Here is a 15,883-nt window from a genome sequence, read left to right as displayed (position 1 = left end):
CTAACCACCGGGCTTAATGTTTATCCTCAGCTCACCGCTTGTTGAGTTAAACATCCAGGTTTCGTTCTTATCGGGATTCCACTCCACAATTATCTCCAAGGTTGTTGGAGCTACATCAGGAAACAGCAATATCCCATTGTAAGGGGTTAGATTCAGGGTTAGGATACTTGGAGAATAGAGGGTTCCGTTGTATTGAATGCTAACTAAAGCGTCTCCATACACCGTAAGATTGCTCAAATCCTTGTGATACAGTGATGGAGCGGAGAAAAAGTTCTTCTTTGTTGTTTCACTCTCGCCTTGCCTACTTACCATTCCGAAAAGCACGTTTGTGGAGGCATTGTATTTAGTGAAGTTTAGGGTGCTGTTCAGCTCGAGTATCATAACGTACGTCCCATTCTGGTATCCAACCACAATATAGGGATCTCCATCCATTCCAAAGGCTTTTTGGAGGAAGTATTTGTCCCTGAGGTATTTAAAAGTAAAGTATTCGGTGACCTTAGCCCCCGGCCCCTGGGCGTAAACTTGGGAAATCGCATTGGAAATGGTGTTCGCGAACAGCTTTGCCTCTTCACTGACCTGAATCCTCAGCATGTCCGAAGACTGCTCGCTTGAGAAGGTTATATTCCTAATTGAGAAGGTTAGAAGTACCATAAACAGCACGAAGATAAAGAGAAACTCGAGCGAGACTTGGCCTTTTTTCATGTTTCTCACCACTCACCAATAATAATGTCTTAAGCTTATTTAACACTTTCTTTGTTCTCCCCCTTTACAACCGCAAAAACATTCCCTCCGAGCTTTTTAATTGAGACTCCGAAGTAGTCGTGGTTGAAAATCTTGAATTTATACTGCTCCCCATTCAGCCCATGCTTCTTTAAGAGCTCCCTCAGTTCATCGATGAAAAGCTGGGTGAGCTGGTAGTAGCTCATATCCAGGGCGTGCTTTTTATAGTCAAGCAAGAAGAGCACAAGCGGAAGAGCGCTTAATGGTATAAGAAGCCATAGCTCATAGTAAATTATCGTAAGAGCAATCCCCAAAGTTATGAAAGCGCCAATTAAAGCTAAGCCGAGCTTGAAAGTGTTTTTAACCCGTTTCATGTCTTTAACTTTGTTCTCCCAAATCTTGAGAAGGGAAGGATTGTAAAAGTCAAACGCCGTGTGCCTTTTTCCCTTTGCGATCCTCTGCCTGATTAAATCGTCCCAATCATCTTCATAGTATATCACTTCTCCCCTGTTTTTTGCCCTCTCAGCGTCTATTGAGGAGATTATCCTTATCATGTCCTCGGCGCTTTCCCTGGCTATATGCGCATAAACCTTCTTCTCGTTGAGCTCTAAAGCTACTTCAACCGAGTCTCTCATCAACCTCACCCGGGTAGATGTCGTCAAAGTCCGGCAATCCAGTTAAAAGTTCTTTTTTCTTTGTTTCGGCTTCTTCCTTTGCTTTCATAAACGCGTGGGCGTATTTTTTGGCAGTAACCACTATATCCTCTATGCTCTTGCTCTCGTATATACCGCTCAAAAGTGTCACAACTTCTATCTCCTTTTCCCTTGGATCCGGATAAAAGCCGCGGAAAATCTGCTTGCCCTTTATCTTTCTTGTTAGATACTCAAGGGCTTCAAAGATGTCCTTTGCCTTTAGGAGCTCTGGCGGGCCATGGATGGCAACCAGCCCATAGAGGGCTGATTCTATGTTGGCCTCAAGGTAGAGGCCTTCGTTTTCAAAGGACTTCAAGATTAGGCGAGAGATGTTTTTGACTTTATTAGCCTCAGCTTTTGCATAGCCCACTGTTGCAAAGCTTCCAAAGGCGTTGAGAACGAACTTTAAGTCACTTGCATCAAGCGTCTGCTCACCTGGAACGTCTATTAAAGCCAAAAGGGAGGCTATTCTCTCAACTATCGTGTAGTTTATCTTTTCATAAGCTTTGGATATGTCCTCAGTGCTTTCCTTCAGCTTGTTGTTGTCTATCGCTATTATGGAGTCAACTACCTTAGAGAGCTTGTCTATGGTTATTGCCGCGTTTATTGTGGGCCTTATGCCTTCTTCCTTTAAGGGAAGGGCACCTATGGCAACTACAAGAGACTCGGGGTATTCCTCCTTTAGTGCCTCCGCTAAAACCGGGGCTCCTCCGGCCCCAGTCCCTCCCCCAAAGCCAAATGTTAGAAAGAAGATATCAACGTCGCTGTAGCCGACCATGGAGCTTATTTTTTTCATTACCAAAGGTAAATCTCTATTGATGGCCTCTCTTCCCAGCACTGGATTGGCATTTACCCCTTTTCCACCAGTTAAACTTTCTCCAACGAGTATCCTCCTCTCCTCTGGAATGTGCTTTAAATACTCTAAATCGCTCTTGGAAGTGTTTATAGCAAGTGCTTCAAAATTAACCAAAGCGAATAGGTCGGCTATCTTTGTTCCGCACTGGCCTACTCCAATGATTAAAGCCCTCACAGTAATTTCACCTCACGAATTCCGCTTTTAGCTCCTCAAGCTCAACGATGCCGTTTTTATTTTTGTCTTCATAGCTAACAACGCAGGCAACGCCGTTAAGGTATTTGACGATGTTTGACGCAAGGAAGACTTTAACAGCGCCCTCTAAGCTTCTCGGGTATAGAACAAAAAGTATGTATCCCTTACTCGTTTTTCCTGGCACTATTACCATGGTGCCGTCTCCCTTGTAGCCCTTTCCATTCAAATAGAGGCTTTCCCCGTCAACCTTAAGCTCGACATATGGGTTGTATTTGGAGAGGTCAAACTCAGTGAGATCGGCCAGCACAATGTAGTTGCCGTCACCTATTTCTTTAAACTCTTCAGCTGTCATATTGGTTCCAAATATCATATCAAGGGACTCCTTCACTGAAAGCGCAACTTTGTCCCGACCAAACGTGTACAATATCTTGAAGTTTCCATCGGGAAGTGCTCTTATCACTTCGTAAAGGTTTACAGGTTTTGGAAGCTCTTCGAAAGTTGAGAAATAAAGAGTTGCAAGGGCCGAATCGATAATACTGTTTCCCCAGAGGTTATTCCTCTTTTTGGGTAATAGCCATTGAAGGGTCTCTTGGCGATAATCAATGCCAAATGCATAAAGAACTTCCGTGGCACGTATAGTAAGCTCTACACTCGGCTGTCCCTGGTACATCAGGACTCCAACTATGTAGCTTTCCTTAACGTTCGGCCATCCCCCGTCCTCAGTCCTTTGGTTAAGAAGCCAATTTAAGTGCTTTTCAACATCCTCTTTTGTTACCAGAGGCTGCAACGCCTCAAGTACCTCAATTGTAGTCGAGACTTCAGAGGAGAAGAACCTGGTGTAGTATTTGGTCGTTATTACTGTTCCCCACCCTTTTGTGGGGAAGGAAAGAAGCCACTCCTTTGCCTTGGCAATGTCCTCATCCTGAGGTGAAACTCCCAGAGCTAAAAGGGCTTTAATCGCCAGAGCGGTATCGTATGGCTGTAGACCTAAGAAGTCGCCCCACTTTCCATCTTCTTTCTTAAGGCCCTTTATAAAAGCTATGTGCTTTGCTTTTTCACTCTCATTAACCAGATTAAACTCCAGTAGGGTCAGCAAGTTGTAGATATAGGGTGGATATATTTCCCCACTTTTTGAGGAAATCTCCATGTTCTTATCAATTCTACCCTTTACCCATTCTATACCTTTTTCTATGCTTTCATCCATAAAATAGCACTTTTTCAGGGCTTTCAAGGCATAATATGTGGCCCTATCCGTGGACGAGAAGCCAATTATGTAAGGCCATCCTCCATCCTTGTTCTGTACCTTTTCCAGCTCTGAACAAGATGCCCCAAAAGGTGTCTCCTGCCCAGCCGCTAATTCACCGCTGACCTTTGCAAAACTCCAGGTTGCAAGGGCAGAGGTGACAAAAACTTCTCTCTGTATTAGCTGACCCGGTTTATTAGCCCAGTAGACAAAGCTTTCGTTTTTCTCTTTCAAATCCTCAAGTGTGGTGAGCAGTTTGGCCGTCTCAAAGGTCAAGCCATCGTACACAAGCAGGGCATAGGTTAGAAAGGCCCGCTCCTTAACGGTAATTTCTGGAGAATCGACCAGCTTCCAAGCTTCTTCTCTCAATCCCGGGGAAACGTAACCAACTGCATGATAAGCCAGAAGTTTAAGAGCAACTGCCTCTCCCCTGCGAATTCCATAAGACTCGGTTTTTTCAAGATATTCGATTGCACTCTTAATATAAGGATGCTCCTTTGAGTATCCCATCTCGCCAAGTGCCCAGACTGCCATAAGAGTGGGATAAAACTCAGTCAGAGTGTTTGGAACGTAACCCCACCCCTTTCCGTTGTATGAATCAACCAAAAAGTCAACGCCCCTTTCAATGGCATTGAGGATTAAAGAACGCTTGTTACCCTCATAGACGGCAAGGGTTTTTTTCAATGCGATTACAGCATAGGAGGTATCGACTACATTGCTCACGCTCCCCTCATAATAGCCCCAGCCACCATCGGGATTTTGCCTTGCTAAGAGCGCGTCAACAAAGTAGTCGATGTCACCCATCGTGAGGTTCTCAACGGCAGGATAACTGGAAGCGAGAGCTATTAGCGAAAGACTAAGCTGTTGGGTAGTCTCCATGTACTCCTTTCCTTCCAAGAGAAACCTCGTTGATGCATCGAGAATAGGCACTGCTCCAGCATAAGGAAGTATCATCATCACAACAAGCAATACAGTAACAACTCTCTTCATTCTCGACACCTCTGAACCGGCTTTTTATCAATTACCCAATTAAGTATTGCTCACTCAAAACAAATAAAGGTTGCGGAAGAAGGACTAGTGTTTTATAAAGCGATCCTTTTTGCTGATGTCGTCCCTCATTATCAAAACAACCCTGCTCGGGGGGTACTCATCTTCTATGTGGTATCCGGGGAGGTATTTCACAAGTTCCTCGGCAAAGGCTTTTATGTCCTCATGGCTTGGCATGTTGTTGATAGTTAGCCTGTTCCTTGAGAAGCCCACGAACATGTAGGCCTTGGCTTCGACGAACATTGGCTTAGCTTTCATTATGAGCTTTGCATAGCCCTCTGGATTGTGCATGTTTTCGTCCTTAACAAGGGTAAGCCTTATGACCGTCCTTATTGGAAGATCGCGCATAAGCTCAAGCGTTCTGTTTATCCTCTCCCATCCGTCTGGAATCATTGGCACGTTTACCCTCTGGTAGGTTTCTTCATCTGGAGCCGTTAAAGAGACGTAGAGCTGTGTGGGGAGTTTATTCTCCTTTATCATTTTCTCCAAAACCTCCGGCTCCGTGCCGTTGGTGACTATAAATGTGGTAAAGCCTCTCTTGTGAAACTCCTCGACGAGGTCCCCTATCATTGGGTAAAGCATGGGCTCACCGGATAGGCTTATTGCTGCATGTTTGGGCTCCATGGCTTCCTCAAGCTTTCTGACGTTTATCTGATCTTTTACCCCCCAGTAGCCGCTTAAAAGTTTTCTCTGTGCTTCTATGCTCTTCTCAACTATGTAACTTGGTTCATCCCAAGGCTGTGGAAGCTCAACTCCCAGAAAGCCTTCCATCGGGCGCCAGCAGAATATGCAGTTGTGGGTGCACCATGCCGTTACCGGGGTCATCTGCAGACAGCGGTGGGATTGAATCCCATAAAACTTCTGCTTGTAGCAAAAGCGATCGTGTTTTATACTCTCCTTTAACCAATGACAGAGCTTAACCGAGCTGTGATGACCTATGAGAGCGTAATGTTGCTTTTTAAAAAGATTTTCAATCTCTCCAGGCATGTTTGTTTTTGCATCCATTAGCCTCACCTAACTGTGCTTCAAGAGAGAGTTTAAAAATTTTTGCAACATATTTCACTGTCGAAAAATACTTCGGCGAAAGACTTAAATACTGTTTTGTTCACTTAACTTCCATGCACGAACTGAAACCAAGGATTACAATCAAAACACGGGAGAGGATTTTTGAAAGGGAGTTCTTCGAGGAAGAGAGTGAAGTGGAATCAAAGCCCAAAGTCAGGTTTATCCAAGAGGTTCCAAGGATTAGGCTCGCCTAGCGGTGATAACCATAATATCCTCAAAGAAATATCTCTCCTTAGCCGTTATTTCTGCAATAAAGCCCTTGGATTCAAGCTTTTTTAGGGTCTCTTCTATACCGGTTATCGAGGACTGAACCATCTGAACGACTCCGTTTTCCTTGAGATAGCTTGGAAACTCCTCAAGAAACCTGTCAAGGACTTCTCTCCCGCTTTCACCTCCAACCAAGGCAAGGTCTATAGGTTCTTTCGGCTCGCCCGGGAGATACGGGGCGTTGAAGGTTATTATGTCAAACTTCCCTTCAACGTTCTCAAAAAGGTCGCTCTGCCGGAACTCGACATTGGTTATACCGTTTAGCCTTGCGTTTTCCTTTGCAAGCTCTACGGCTATGGGATTAACATCAACTCCAAGAACAAGCCTTGCCTTTCTGGCCATTAGAAGGGCAATTATTCCAGTCCCAGTGCCCACATCAAGGGCAACGTCCCCTTCTCTAACCTTCAGATTCTCAGCTAACAAAAAAGTGTCCTCAGCGGGCTCATAAACCTGAGGATGGAGCTTAATTTTGAGACCGCGATAAATCATAAAAACACCGAAAAAGAAAGGAGATCACTTCTTCCATTCCGTGTAGCCGCATCTACCGCAGGTCCATCTGTCCTTGTGGTTTGCCATGAAAACCCCGGGACCACATCTTGGGCAGAACCTGTTCTTCCTTGTAACTTTTCCATCCTTGACCTCGTAAAGCTTCCATTTTTGGGAGGACTTCTTGGCCATTTACATCACTCCCCTTCTTCTTGTATTATCCCATCTCTCCTCAGGATGTACTCGGGCTCTATGTAGAGCATCCTCTCCTTGCTTTCATAAGCCTTGGCATAGCCCTTGCTGACTCTACTTCCGAAGTAGCTTCTTATGTACTGAATAACCGTTGTCTCTGGGTTTAGGTCGAGCATTGCAACGAGCTTTCCTTTAACGTCCTTTCTTGAAGGGGTTGGCTCACCTTCGTGGATGACCTCGAAGTATATTTCCTTTCTTCCGAGGAGCTTGTTTTCTTTGGTCTCGATAACCCTAATCTCCATCGTAAACCACCTCCATCTTTCTAAGCAGTTGAGCGCATCTGCGCTTACATTCGGGTGTGACCTTTATAAGCACTATCCCCTCATTCGGCTGCCCGTAAACCACCAAAGCCCCTTCCGGGGCATAGAGGACGGCCGGAATAGCGGCTAAATCCTCCTCACCGTTTACCTTTATGTAGACCCTTCTTCCCCTTTTGGCAAGTTCAAAGGACTTTTTGATGGCATTTAATAAAGCTTTCGTTATTGTTCCGGGGGGATTTTTTGTAGTTAGCACAATCGCTCCAAGCTCAATATCGGGTTCATATTCCCTTCTCTTAGTTTTGTGATCGTAGATAGCTATAGAGGGCTCTATACCAAGCCTGAGGACGTTTTCAGTGACCACATCCCCAACCGTAACCAAACAAGATGCATTCTCAAGCTCTTTCCGGGAGATTAAGTAAGGCTGCGGCATTTCCCCCTTGATTAGCCTACCTATGGGGTTTTTAAGCTCCTTTCTCAGCTCTTCTGTGAGTTTAAAGTAAAATTCCCGGGACATTCTACCTGACCCTTATGGCGTATTTCCCCGAATTCTTCACTCCGAGCCTTTGAGCTATTTTGGAATTTTTGGGATCAAGGATTATGAGGAGGTCAAACCACTCATCACTCAAATCCTTACTTCCGCAAACGGGACATCGGTCTTCGTTAGTTATATAATGGCAGTGTCTGCAGGCTTTTTCGGTCATTCTCACTCACCACTCTGGGCTTTTCTCTTCTCTTTTTGTATCCAATCGAACTTTCCTAATCCGGGCTGTCTCATTGTAAGGCCTATCTTGTTCTCTCTGATTATCTTGCTCTTCTCGCTGACGGCTATTATCCTGGCCCTCACAGCATCACCAGGCTTCAAGATATAACCCTTTTCCTTCCCGACGAATTGAGCATTCTTCTCGTCAAAGACAACGTAATCATCCATAAGCTGGGAGATATGAACCAACCCGTCCATAGGACCGATCCTTATGAAAGCACCGTAGGGGACAACGTCAATGACCTCTCCCTCAACAACCTCATGCATCTCAGGCTTCCACACAAGAACGTCAAAGACGACCTCATGATACGTGGCACCATCTCCGTGAATTATTACTCCCTCGCTAATTTCGTGAACGTCAAGAATTGCCAAAACAACGCCCTCATCTTTATCGTAAATTCCCTCATAAGCCTCTCGCAGAACTATCTTAGCGGCTTCCTTTGGATCCATTGAAAACATTCTCGGGGGAATTCTCACAACGTCTTTGACCTGAATGAGCTTGTACATTTTCTTACCTCCAAAATTTTAAAAAGGAAGTCACTTCTTGAATTTCTCCTTGTAAAGTTCTATTGCCCTGAGTATTTCCTGCTTTGCCCTCTCTGCGTTTTCCCAGCCCTCAACAATGATCTCCTTACCTTGGAGCTCCTTATAGCGTTTGAAGAAGTGCGCAATCTCATCGAGGAAGGCCTTTGGAACGTCGCTTATGTCCTTCCAGTCGTTGAAGTAGGGATCCTCAACAGGAACCGCCAATACCTTGTAGTCCTTATCGCCGCTGTCTATCATCTTGAAGAGGCCTATTGGCCTTGCTTCAATGATTGTCAGTGGATAGGTTGGCTCCCTCATAATGACCATGATGTCAAACGGGTCGTCATCATCGTACCATGTTTGTGGGATGATTCCATAGTCGACCGGGTAGTAGAACGGGCTGTAAAGGACTCTGTCAAGCTTTATGAGGCCGGTCTTTTTATCAAGCTCATACTTGTTTCTGCTCCCCTTTGGAATCTCTATTAGGGCATAAACAACTTCCGGCACTTCCGGTCCGGGCTCCAAATCGTGGAATGGATTCATCTCAATCACCTCTTTGGTTTTCAGAAGATTTAGTTATAAACCTAACCCAAAAGTTGGCTTCTGCTTTTAGCTTTTAGGGTTGGTTTTTAAAGTTGTCGCTTAGGTTGGGGGGAATTGTTAACATAAGGGCATTGAAGCTCCTCTTCAGGATGCTTGCATTTTCCACCCATCTTTCAATTTCCAAAGCATATAAAAACTTGAAGGGCATCTGACTTTGACTGCGACATTTTTATTGGAGAGACCAAAGGGCTATCCCTTCCCCAAAAGCTCCCTTACGGTCTTTTCAACGGCCTCTCTGCTGTTCATTTTTGGCTTCCAGCCCTTAGCTTTGGCTTTCTCAATGCTTAAGAGCATTACCTTAACATCCCCCTTCCATCCCCTCCCCCCATCAACGCCACCAGTAAAATAGAACTCCGGATTCAAGCCCATCTCCCTGCTCACGATCTCCGCTATTTCCTTCACGGTAATCCAGTCCTCGCTTCCAACGTTGTAGACGTCGTAAGCCTTATCTTCCCTAAGGAACTCCTTGAAGAGATGCACCATTGCCTCAACGGTGTCGCTCACGTGGAGATAGCTCTTCCTCTGCGTTCCATCCCCAAGGATTTCCAGCCTGTTCGGGTTCTTCTTGAGCTTGTTTATGAAGTCATAGATAACTCCGTGGTTTGAGCGCTTTCCAATTATGTTAGCCAGCCTAAAAACTATAGCCTTCATGTCAAAAGTGTGAGCATAGCCAGAAATCAGGGCTTCAGCTGCTAATTTAGCCCCACCGTAAACGCTTATCGGCTCCATCGGGCCATAATCCTCTGGCGTCGGGATTTTTTTGGCCTCCCCGTAAACCGTTGACGATGAGGTAAAAGCGAGAACCTTCACTCCCTCCTTTCTCATTGCCTCGAGGAGGTTGTATGTGATCAAGACATTGGTCTCATAGAGGAGCTCTGGACTTTGGGCCCCTATCCTCACCTCGGGGTTTGCAGCAAGGTGGAATACCGCTTCAACGCCTTTAACTGCTTCCCTTACACCCTCTACATCTCTCATGTCTCCCTTGATGAACTCAAACCTTTCATGACCAATCCACTGCTCGATGTTTTTCAAATCCCCAGCGCTTAAGTCGTCAAGGACTCTAACCTCATGCCCCTCTTCCATGAGCCTATCGACAAGATGAGAGCCTATGAACCCAGCCCCACCAGTTACGAGAACCTTCATCCTATCACCACACCAATTCCTACCGGAGAGTTCTTAAGCTTTAGGAAAAGTTTTTAGTATTTTGCCGTGTAATGATATGCAAGAGAGTGTCATAACTCGAAATCTACGGGGGAGAGAAAATATGAAGGTTCTAATCATGGCGGGCGGCTATGCCACTCGTTTGTGGCCCATAACGAAGGGGAAGCCCAAACCCCTTTTGCCAGTCGGAAATAAGTACATCATTGACTACATTCTTGAGAAGACCAAGGACCTTGGTCTGGAAGTTTACGTCTCAACTAACAAGTTCTTTGAGAGACACTTCAAAGAATGGGCCGGGAAAAATGGTGTGGAATTAATAGTCGAGGAAACCCTGAGCGAGGAAGAAAAGCTCGGAACGATAGGGGCGATAAGCTACGCAATATCAAAGCTCGGCCTCGATGATTATCTCATAATCGCCGGTGACAACCTATTCTCCTTCTCTTTAGATGAGTTTCTAAGGCGCTATAAGGGAAATCCGCTGATAGCCGTTTACGACGTTGGCGACTTTGAACTTGCAAAGAGATACGGTGTTGTGGTTCTTGAAGGGGATAGAGTGGTTGACTTTCAGGAGAAGCCTTTACAACCAAAGTCAACCTTGATAAGCACCGGCGTCTACGCCCTTCCGAAGGATATCATTGAGATGATAGAGGGATACCTTGAAGAGGGCAACAGGGATTCTCCGGGCTACTTCATAGAGTGGCTGCTCGGAAAGGGAGTTGAGGTCTATGCCTACAAGTTCGACGACTACTGGTACGATATTGGAAGCGCGGACAGCTATCTTGAGGCGATGAAGACCCTTCTGAAGGAGAGCCACATCGAGGAGATCCAGATAAGCCCTTACTCCAAGATAATCCCGCCGGTGGTCATAAAGAGGGGTGCAAAGATTCTTGGAAGATCAATAGTTGGGCCCTACGCCTACATAGGCGAGAACTGCATCATAGAGAACTCCGACGTGAGCGACTCGATAATCTTTGGCGACACTATCGTAAGGGGCTCTACGATATGGCGTTCGATCATAGACGAGAAGTGCGAGATAAGGAACCTCGAGCTTAAGAAGAGCCTTGTAGGGGGTCACGCGAAGATACAGAGGGGGGATTAGGTTTTTAATCTCTCTTTTCTATTGAAAAGCTGTCATGGCCGAGAGTCTAAAACTGAAGTTGCTTAAAAACGCAGGCTGGCTCTTCAGTGCTGAAATGATTTCGAAGCTCTTAGCTTACGGTGTAGTCGTTATCCTGAGCAGAACCCTTGGCCCGGAGGGGCTTGGTCAGTATTCGTTCATCTTTTACTACGTTGGGCTTTTGGGGATTTTTTCAGACTTGGGGGTTGGTTACTACTTCATGCGCGAGGTTGCGCGGGACAGGGGAAAAGCTAACGAGCTCCTGTCCGATGTCCTCGGTTTTAAAATCGTTCTCGCACTTTTCAACTTCATTGTTATAGTCCTGCTAACGCTCTTCCTCCCGAAGCCGACTTGGATGAAGGCCCTCATCCTGCTGGTCGGAGCGGAGGCTATGCTCACCTGGGTCTCGTTGGTGTTTGTACAGCTTATGTATGCCCATGAAATGACGAAGTATGAGGCAATAGCAAGGACAGTTGAGAGGTTTTGGGCGTTTTTTGCTGGAGGAATTGTTCTTTACTTTTACAGATCTCTTCCTCCATTTATAATTGCACTTCTCGCTGGCTATGCAGTTAGGGAGTCTTTAAGAATAAAATGGGGAGCTAAATTCGTCAAGAAAATCAGCATTCGATTTAAACCGCAAATATGGTTCTCTCTGCTAAGGAGGTCATACCCCTTCTGGCTCATAGGTCTCTTCACACTCATCTACTACCGCACGGACATGGTTATGCTTAGCCTCATGAGGGGCGATTACGAGACCGGGATTTACAGGGCGGCCTTTACCCTCATTGAGGTCTCCCTGTTTATTCCAAACATCGTTGTTGTCACGACGATGCCCTCGATGGCGAAGCTCCACGAAAAGGACAGAAAAACGCTAAAGCTCCTCTTCAGAAAGGCCTTTCAGGCCCTGCTACTCCTCGGGGTCCTTGGGACAGCTGGTTATTACCTATTCGCCCGCCTTGGGATAGTCATCGTCTTTGGGGACAAATTCCTCTCAGGCGTGCCGGTACTTAGAATACTGGCCTTTGCAGTTCCTTTTATGTTCCTAAACTCGCTCTTTGGGAGCTACATGAACGCCACGGGAAGGGAGCTAACTTTTACCAAAATAACTGGGTTTACGGCACTATTAAACGTGCTCTTGAACTACTTCTTGATATTACATTACGGGGCGAGCGGGGCGGCAGTGGCGACGGTTGTGAGTCAGGGAGTGGCGTGGGGTACGAGTTTAATTATGATTAAAAATTCAAATTTCGACTAGTTAGGACATAACTCTATTATTCTATCACTGCTTTTAGTACCTTTTTGAAGAAATATCCTTCCCTAATCTTCGTTCCCAAAGAGAGAGCATTTTTTCTTAACTTAAGATAATCTTCATTTGAAATATTTTTTGCCTTGAAAAGTAACCTCTCTAAGTTTTTGTTAGTAATTCCTACGTTATATCTCTTAACAAGCTCAGATACGTAAACTGCATGGCTGTCAACGAGAACCGGCAACCCTGTCACAAGATAACTGGAGAACTTTGAAGAACTACCAAATCTAAGATACTCTGATAACCCTTCAGGATACCAAATCAAACCAAAATCACCTTTTAAAAGTAAGGTATAGAATTCATGGCCATAAAATGAACCAAGATAACGGACTCGAGGCTCTTTTAGAGAAGTTTGTATCCAGTCACCGTTAGGGCCAACGAACCAAAGCTCCAATGTAGGAGGTACCTTTGTTAAATACCGCTCAAGAGCCTGCAACCTATCTGGATGAAGATTACCCGCGTAGATTATTATTTTCAATTTTTGATTTGGATCTTTAACAGAAGATGGAACAAAATCCACACTAAGATCAAGTATTTCATAGTACATAAATTTTTCTTTTGGAATTTTGTATCTCTTCCGAATAATCTCTGCCATTGCTTCGTTAAAGACAAGGATTTTATCAGCAACATCAAAGAGTATTCCCTCTATAGAGAACATTTTGCTGTCTATCAAGGAATCCCAATTAGGACTTTTTGTATACCTTATTTGCTCAAATGGGAGATCATAAACATAAACAATCAAAGAAGAACTTTTAGAGAGGAGCTCAAGAGTTTTAATGTCAAATATCCTGAGTTTTGTTGTTTTAATAGGATTACCAATTGCCGGATATGGGACAAGAAGGAAGTCAGATTTAAGGACTGAAAGCATTTTCCGGTAATAAGAAACAGAGGAAAGAATAGTACGCCGAGGTGGTAGGTAACTCGGAGAAAAACCAAGCTCGGAAGAAAATTTAACTATGTCTCTGATCGTCTGGGCTGTTGCCAGACTCATATTGTTATGGAGTGGCACAAGCACTACATTTTTATGACTCATGACCCTCACACCCTCGAGGTATAAACTTTCAAAATTTGCATTACAACGTTCTCCCACGTAAATTGCTCCGCATACTTCCTTATCTTCTCCCGGTCCCATTCTTTCTCAAGGGCTATTAAGATTTTCTCCGCCAAACACTCTGGATCCGCAGGTGGGCAGAGCAGACCGTAGTCCTCAGAGGTTATAATCTCCTCACTACCACCGTTAATTGTAGCAACAACTGGAGTCCCAACAGCCATGGCCTCGATCTGAACAACCCCAAAACTCTCACTCAAACTCGGCAACACAAAAAGGTCGGCAGCGTTCATCCAGTAAGCCAACTCTTCATCAGGCACAAAACCAAGAAGCTTGACGTGATTCCTTAATCCTAAGGAATTTATCTGGTGCTGGAGCTTGTCTTTTAAGGGACCACTACCCCCAATAAAGCAAAACACATCATCCCTTTTCCGAACTATTCTGACCATTGCGGTTATTAAATACTGAAAGCCTTTCCTCTCGATCAAATTTCCAAGGCTAAACAATATTTTTCCATCTTGAGACAAGCCAAAATATTCTCTAGCCTCCTTTTTGGACATAACCCTTAACCTCTCAGGGTCAAACCCATTGGGGATATAATACACACTATCGTTAAACTTTTGCAGAAGGGGAACATCTATTCTGTTGACCCGGATCAATGCATCAGCATTCTTCCAAGTCCAATATATCTCTTCCCTTCCTGAATTATATTCTTGCATAAACCACTCCCTGTTCTCGTGAATGTGGACTACAACGGGAACACCAAATTTTTTACCTAGTTTAACTCCAGCATACCCAGAAGGCCAAGTGAAGTGGGCATGAATAATATCAAACTCAATGTTTTCTTTTTCTATCAATCTCTCTGTAGCTTTAAAGATGTTGTCTCCTAATCTTTTTCTAAAGTGATTGATGGGCAAGTGAAAGAATAGTGGGAAATACACTTTAATATTGTCATAAGAATAACTTTTAAGTGTTCTATTCGCTCCAAGTGGCTGAGGTGAGACGACGGTTATCTCTTTGAGGTACTTGCCAAGTTCGTTGACCTGCTCTTTTACAAAGATTCCACCATGGTAAGAGTTGTTCTTGTTTGGAAATGAGTTTGCTATCACCAACAATCTAACATCTTTTAGTGCAATCCTTTTCACCTCCGTGCAACTCTATGGTAAGTTCTTATTAACTTCCTTTCTTCGTTTCTCCAATTCCATTTCCTTCTTATGTATTTTGGGCTAAACTTCACAAGTTTTACATCTTCTAACGCTCTTTGAACGTCATTTACAGTTGGCGTTGATATCGTAGCTCCACAGCGATATTTCTTCACAAAGTCCTCCATTAACGAATCAGCATTTACTATCACGGGAATGCCTAAGATTGCTGCTTCAAACACTTTAATCGCTATCGCTCTCTTTACGTTTTCTCGAGGAGGGTAGTAAGCGTACATCACATTGCAGAGCTTGTAGTAGTTTGGGATTAATTTGTAGGGCACGCTCCCAATGAATTCGATATCGAGATTCCGATACTTCTCTTTTACAGTTCTCTTCAATTCTTCTGCTACTTTTCCCGTCCCAACAAACAAAATTTTGGAATTTTTCTCGTTTTTTACTGCTTCAAACAGTCTTATGAAATTTGAAATGGTCCTCTGTGACCCTATAAATCCTATTGTGAACTTTTTGGGTTTTTTGAGATTCAGCTCTTCATGCTTCAAGAAGCTCTCTACTTCAGGAACATTCCATATTGTGACTATTTTCTCTGGATTGATACCGCTCTTTATATAATACTCTCTCAGCCCCTCGTACTTTCCCCCAATCGATTGAGTTGCAACTATTACGACGTTGGAACTCTTGGCTAAAAACATATCCAACCGTTGAATTAATTTCTCGAGGAAATTCTCTTTTTCCCCTTCCATTGAAAAGAAAGTGTAATATAGATCATGAACATCATAGATCCACTTTTTTCTTCTCAGAATCTTTGCTAAAAGGCCCAAAATTGCAGTGTCGAAATCGTGGGTATGTATTGCGTCGTAATCATGCCTCAAGATGAACTTTAAGGTTCTCAAGTAGAACAGTGGGAGCTTGAGTGCAAAATCGAGAAGGTTTCCGTACTTTGATTTTGGGCCGAATCTAATGATTTTTATGCAGTCAATAACTTCCTCCTTAGGATATTTTCCTTCTCTATCCCACGCAATTACAATAACCTCATGCCCGTGCTTAGCCAAGCTTTTTGCTTCTTTGTATACGCGGGGGTCGGGCTTAAAGGGATTGCTCACCGTCATTACGATCCTCATTA

The 15,883-nt window shown here is 44.3% G+C and carries 19 protein-coding genes; 3 read left to right on the top strand and 16 right to left on the bottom strand.

What is annotated here, in order from left to right:
- From ADU37_RS10455 to twy1, 5 genes are all read right to left on the bottom strand, one after another.
- Positions 1 to 702, bottom strand: coding sequence for a class III signal peptide-containing protein (locus tag ADU37_RS10455; RefSeq protein ID WP_058947526.1), 702 nt, complete (start codon positions 700 to 702; stop codon positions 1 to 3).
- Positions 703 to 737: 35 nt separating this feature from the next.
- Positions 738 to 1,355, bottom strand: a complete 618-nt coding sequence (locus tag ADU37_RS10450; RefSeq protein ID WP_058947525.1) for a hypothetical protein — start codon at positions 1,353 to 1,355, stop codon at positions 738 to 740.
- Positions 1,339 to 2,442: a cell division protein FtsZ gene (locus tag ADU37_RS10445; protein WP_058947524.1), complete on the bottom strand. Its 1,104-nt coding sequence runs from the start codon at positions 2,440 to 2,442 to the stop codon at positions 1,339 to 1,341. Before ADU37_RS10445 ends, ADU37_RS10450 begins: the two co-directional genes overlap by 17 nt.
- Before the next feature lie 7 nt (positions 2,443 to 2,449).
- Positions 2,450 to 4,693, bottom strand: coding sequence for a prenyltransferase/squalene oxidase repeat-containing protein (locus tag ADU37_RS10440; RefSeq protein WP_058947523.1), 2,244 nt, complete (start codon positions 4,691 to 4,693; stop codon positions 2,450 to 2,452).
- Positions 4,694 to 4,777: 84 nt separating this feature from the next.
- Positions 4,778 to 5,755: a 4-demethylwyosine synthase TYW1 gene (twy1, locus tag ADU37_RS10435; protein ID WP_058947522.1), complete on the bottom strand. Its 978-nt coding sequence runs from the start codon at positions 5,753 to 5,755 to the stop codon at positions 4,778 to 4,780.
- A gap of 113 nt (positions 5,756 to 5,868) precedes the next feature.
- Here twy1 and ADU37_RS11545 point away from each other — a divergent pair, with 113 nt between their 5' ends.
- Positions 5,869 to 6,009, top strand: a complete 141-nt coding sequence (locus ADU37_RS11545) for a hypothetical protein (protein ID WP_175060137.1) — start codon at positions 5,869 to 5,871, stop codon at positions 6,007 to 6,009.
- Here the strand turns inward: ADU37_RS11545 and ADU37_RS10430 are convergent.
- The 8 genes from ADU37_RS10430 to ADU37_RS10395 all read right to left on the bottom strand — a co-directional run bounded on the left by ADU37_RS10430 (position 5,996) and on the right by ADU37_RS10395 (position 10,111).
- Entirely contained in the window at positions 5,996 to 6,571 is a 576-nt protein-coding gene (locus ADU37_RS10430; protein WP_058947521.1) for a HemK2/MTQ2 family protein methyltransferase, read from the bottom strand. The two genes, ADU37_RS11545 and ADU37_RS10430, sit on opposite strands and share 14 nt — an antisense overlap.
- A 24-nt stretch (positions 6,572 to 6,595) precedes the next feature.
- Complete coding sequence (locus ADU37_RS10425) at positions 6,596 to 6,760, bottom strand: 30S ribosomal protein S27ae (protein WP_058947520.1); 165 nt, start codon at positions 6,758 to 6,760, stop codon at positions 6,596 to 6,598.
- A 5-nt stretch (positions 6,761 to 6,765) separates the two neighbouring features.
- A complete protein-coding gene (locus tag ADU37_RS10420) occupies positions 6,766 to 7,062 on the bottom strand; it encodes a 30S ribosomal protein S24e (protein WP_058947519.1) in 297 nt (98 codons plus the stop codon).
- Entirely contained in the window at positions 7,052 to 7,594 is a 543-nt protein-coding gene (locus ADU37_RS10415) for a GTP-dependent dephospho-CoA kinase (RefSeq protein WP_058947518.1), read from the bottom strand. Before ADU37_RS10415 ends, ADU37_RS10420 begins: the two co-directional genes overlap by 11 nt.
- Position 7,595: 1 nt before the next feature.
- Positions 7,596 to 7,781 (bottom strand): transcription elongation factor subunit Spt4, encoded by a 186-nt coding sequence (spt4, locus tag ADU37_RS10410; RefSeq protein WP_058947517.1) that lies wholly within the window; start codon positions 7,779 to 7,781, stop codon positions 7,596 to 7,598.
- 2 nt (positions 7,782 to 7,783) lie between these two features.
- Positions 7,784 to 8,347: a DNA-directed RNA polymerase gene (locus ADU37_RS10405; protein ID WP_058947516.1), complete on the bottom strand. Its 564-nt coding sequence runs from the start codon at positions 8,345 to 8,347 to the stop codon at positions 7,784 to 7,786.
- A gap of 30 nt (positions 8,348 to 8,377) precedes the next feature.
- Positions 8,378 to 8,908, bottom strand: coding sequence for an inorganic diphosphatase (locus tag ADU37_RS10400; RefSeq protein ID WP_058947515.1), 531 nt, complete (start codon positions 8,906 to 8,908; stop codon positions 8,378 to 8,380).
- A 249-nt stretch (positions 8,909 to 9,157) separates the two neighbouring features.
- Positions 9,158 to 10,111 carry an NAD-dependent epimerase/dehydratase family protein gene (locus ADU37_RS10395; RefSeq protein ID WP_058947514.1) on the bottom strand — a complete coding sequence of 318 codons (954 nt, stop codon included), beginning with the start codon at positions 10,109 to 10,111 and terminating at the stop codon, positions 9,158 to 9,160.
- 121 nt (positions 10,112 to 10,232) lie between these two features.
- On the opposite strand from ADU37_RS10395, the gene ADU37_RS10390 reads away from it, so the two are divergent.
- Together ADU37_RS10390 and ADU37_RS10385 are read left to right on the top strand one after the other, a co-directional pair.
- Complete coding sequence (locus tag ADU37_RS10390) at positions 10,233 to 11,228, top strand: sugar phosphate nucleotidyltransferase (protein WP_058947513.1); 996 nt, start codon at positions 10,233 to 10,235, stop codon at positions 11,226 to 11,228.
- A 34-nt stretch (positions 11,229 to 11,262) separates the two neighbouring features.
- Positions 11,263 to 12,501, top strand: a complete 1,239-nt coding sequence (locus ADU37_RS10385; RefSeq protein ID WP_058947512.1) for a flippase — start codon at positions 11,263 to 11,265, stop codon at positions 12,499 to 12,501.
- Positions 12,502 to 12,517: 16 nt separating this feature from the next.
- Here ADU37_RS10385 and ADU37_RS10380 read toward each other — a convergent pair whose 3' ends face one another.
- From ADU37_RS10380 to ADU37_RS10370, 3 genes are read right to left on the bottom strand one after another with little or no spacing between them, the layout of a single operon-like run.
- On the bottom strand, positions 12,518 to 13,684 hold the full coding sequence (locus ADU37_RS10380) for a hypothetical protein (protein ID WP_144433276.1): 1,167 nt from the start codon (positions 13,682 to 13,684) through the stop codon (positions 12,518 to 12,520).
- Positions 13,591 to 14,745: a glycosyltransferase family 4 protein gene (locus tag ADU37_RS10375; RefSeq protein ID WP_238981971.1), complete on the bottom strand. Its 1,155-nt coding sequence runs from the start codon at positions 14,743 to 14,745 to the stop codon at positions 13,591 to 13,593. The genes ADU37_RS10380 and ADU37_RS10375 overlap by 94 nt, the downstream gene beginning before the upstream one ends.
- Complete coding sequence (locus tag ADU37_RS10370) at positions 14,742 to 15,881, bottom strand: glycosyltransferase family 4 protein (protein WP_058947510.1); 1,140 nt, start codon at positions 15,879 to 15,881, stop codon at positions 14,742 to 14,744. Before ADU37_RS10370 ends, ADU37_RS10375 begins: the two co-directional genes overlap by 4 nt.
- Between the last annotated feature and the right edge of the window lie 2 nt (positions 15,882 to 15,883).

Origin of the sequence: Thermococcus sp. 2319x1 (assembly GCF_001484685.1) — an archaeon.
GTDB lineage: Archaea > Methanobacteriota_B > Thermococci > Thermococcales > Thermococcaceae > Thermococcus_A.
The sequence above is the reverse complement of the archived record's forward strand: the minus strand, read 5'-3'. Positions and strand labels throughout refer to the sequence as shown.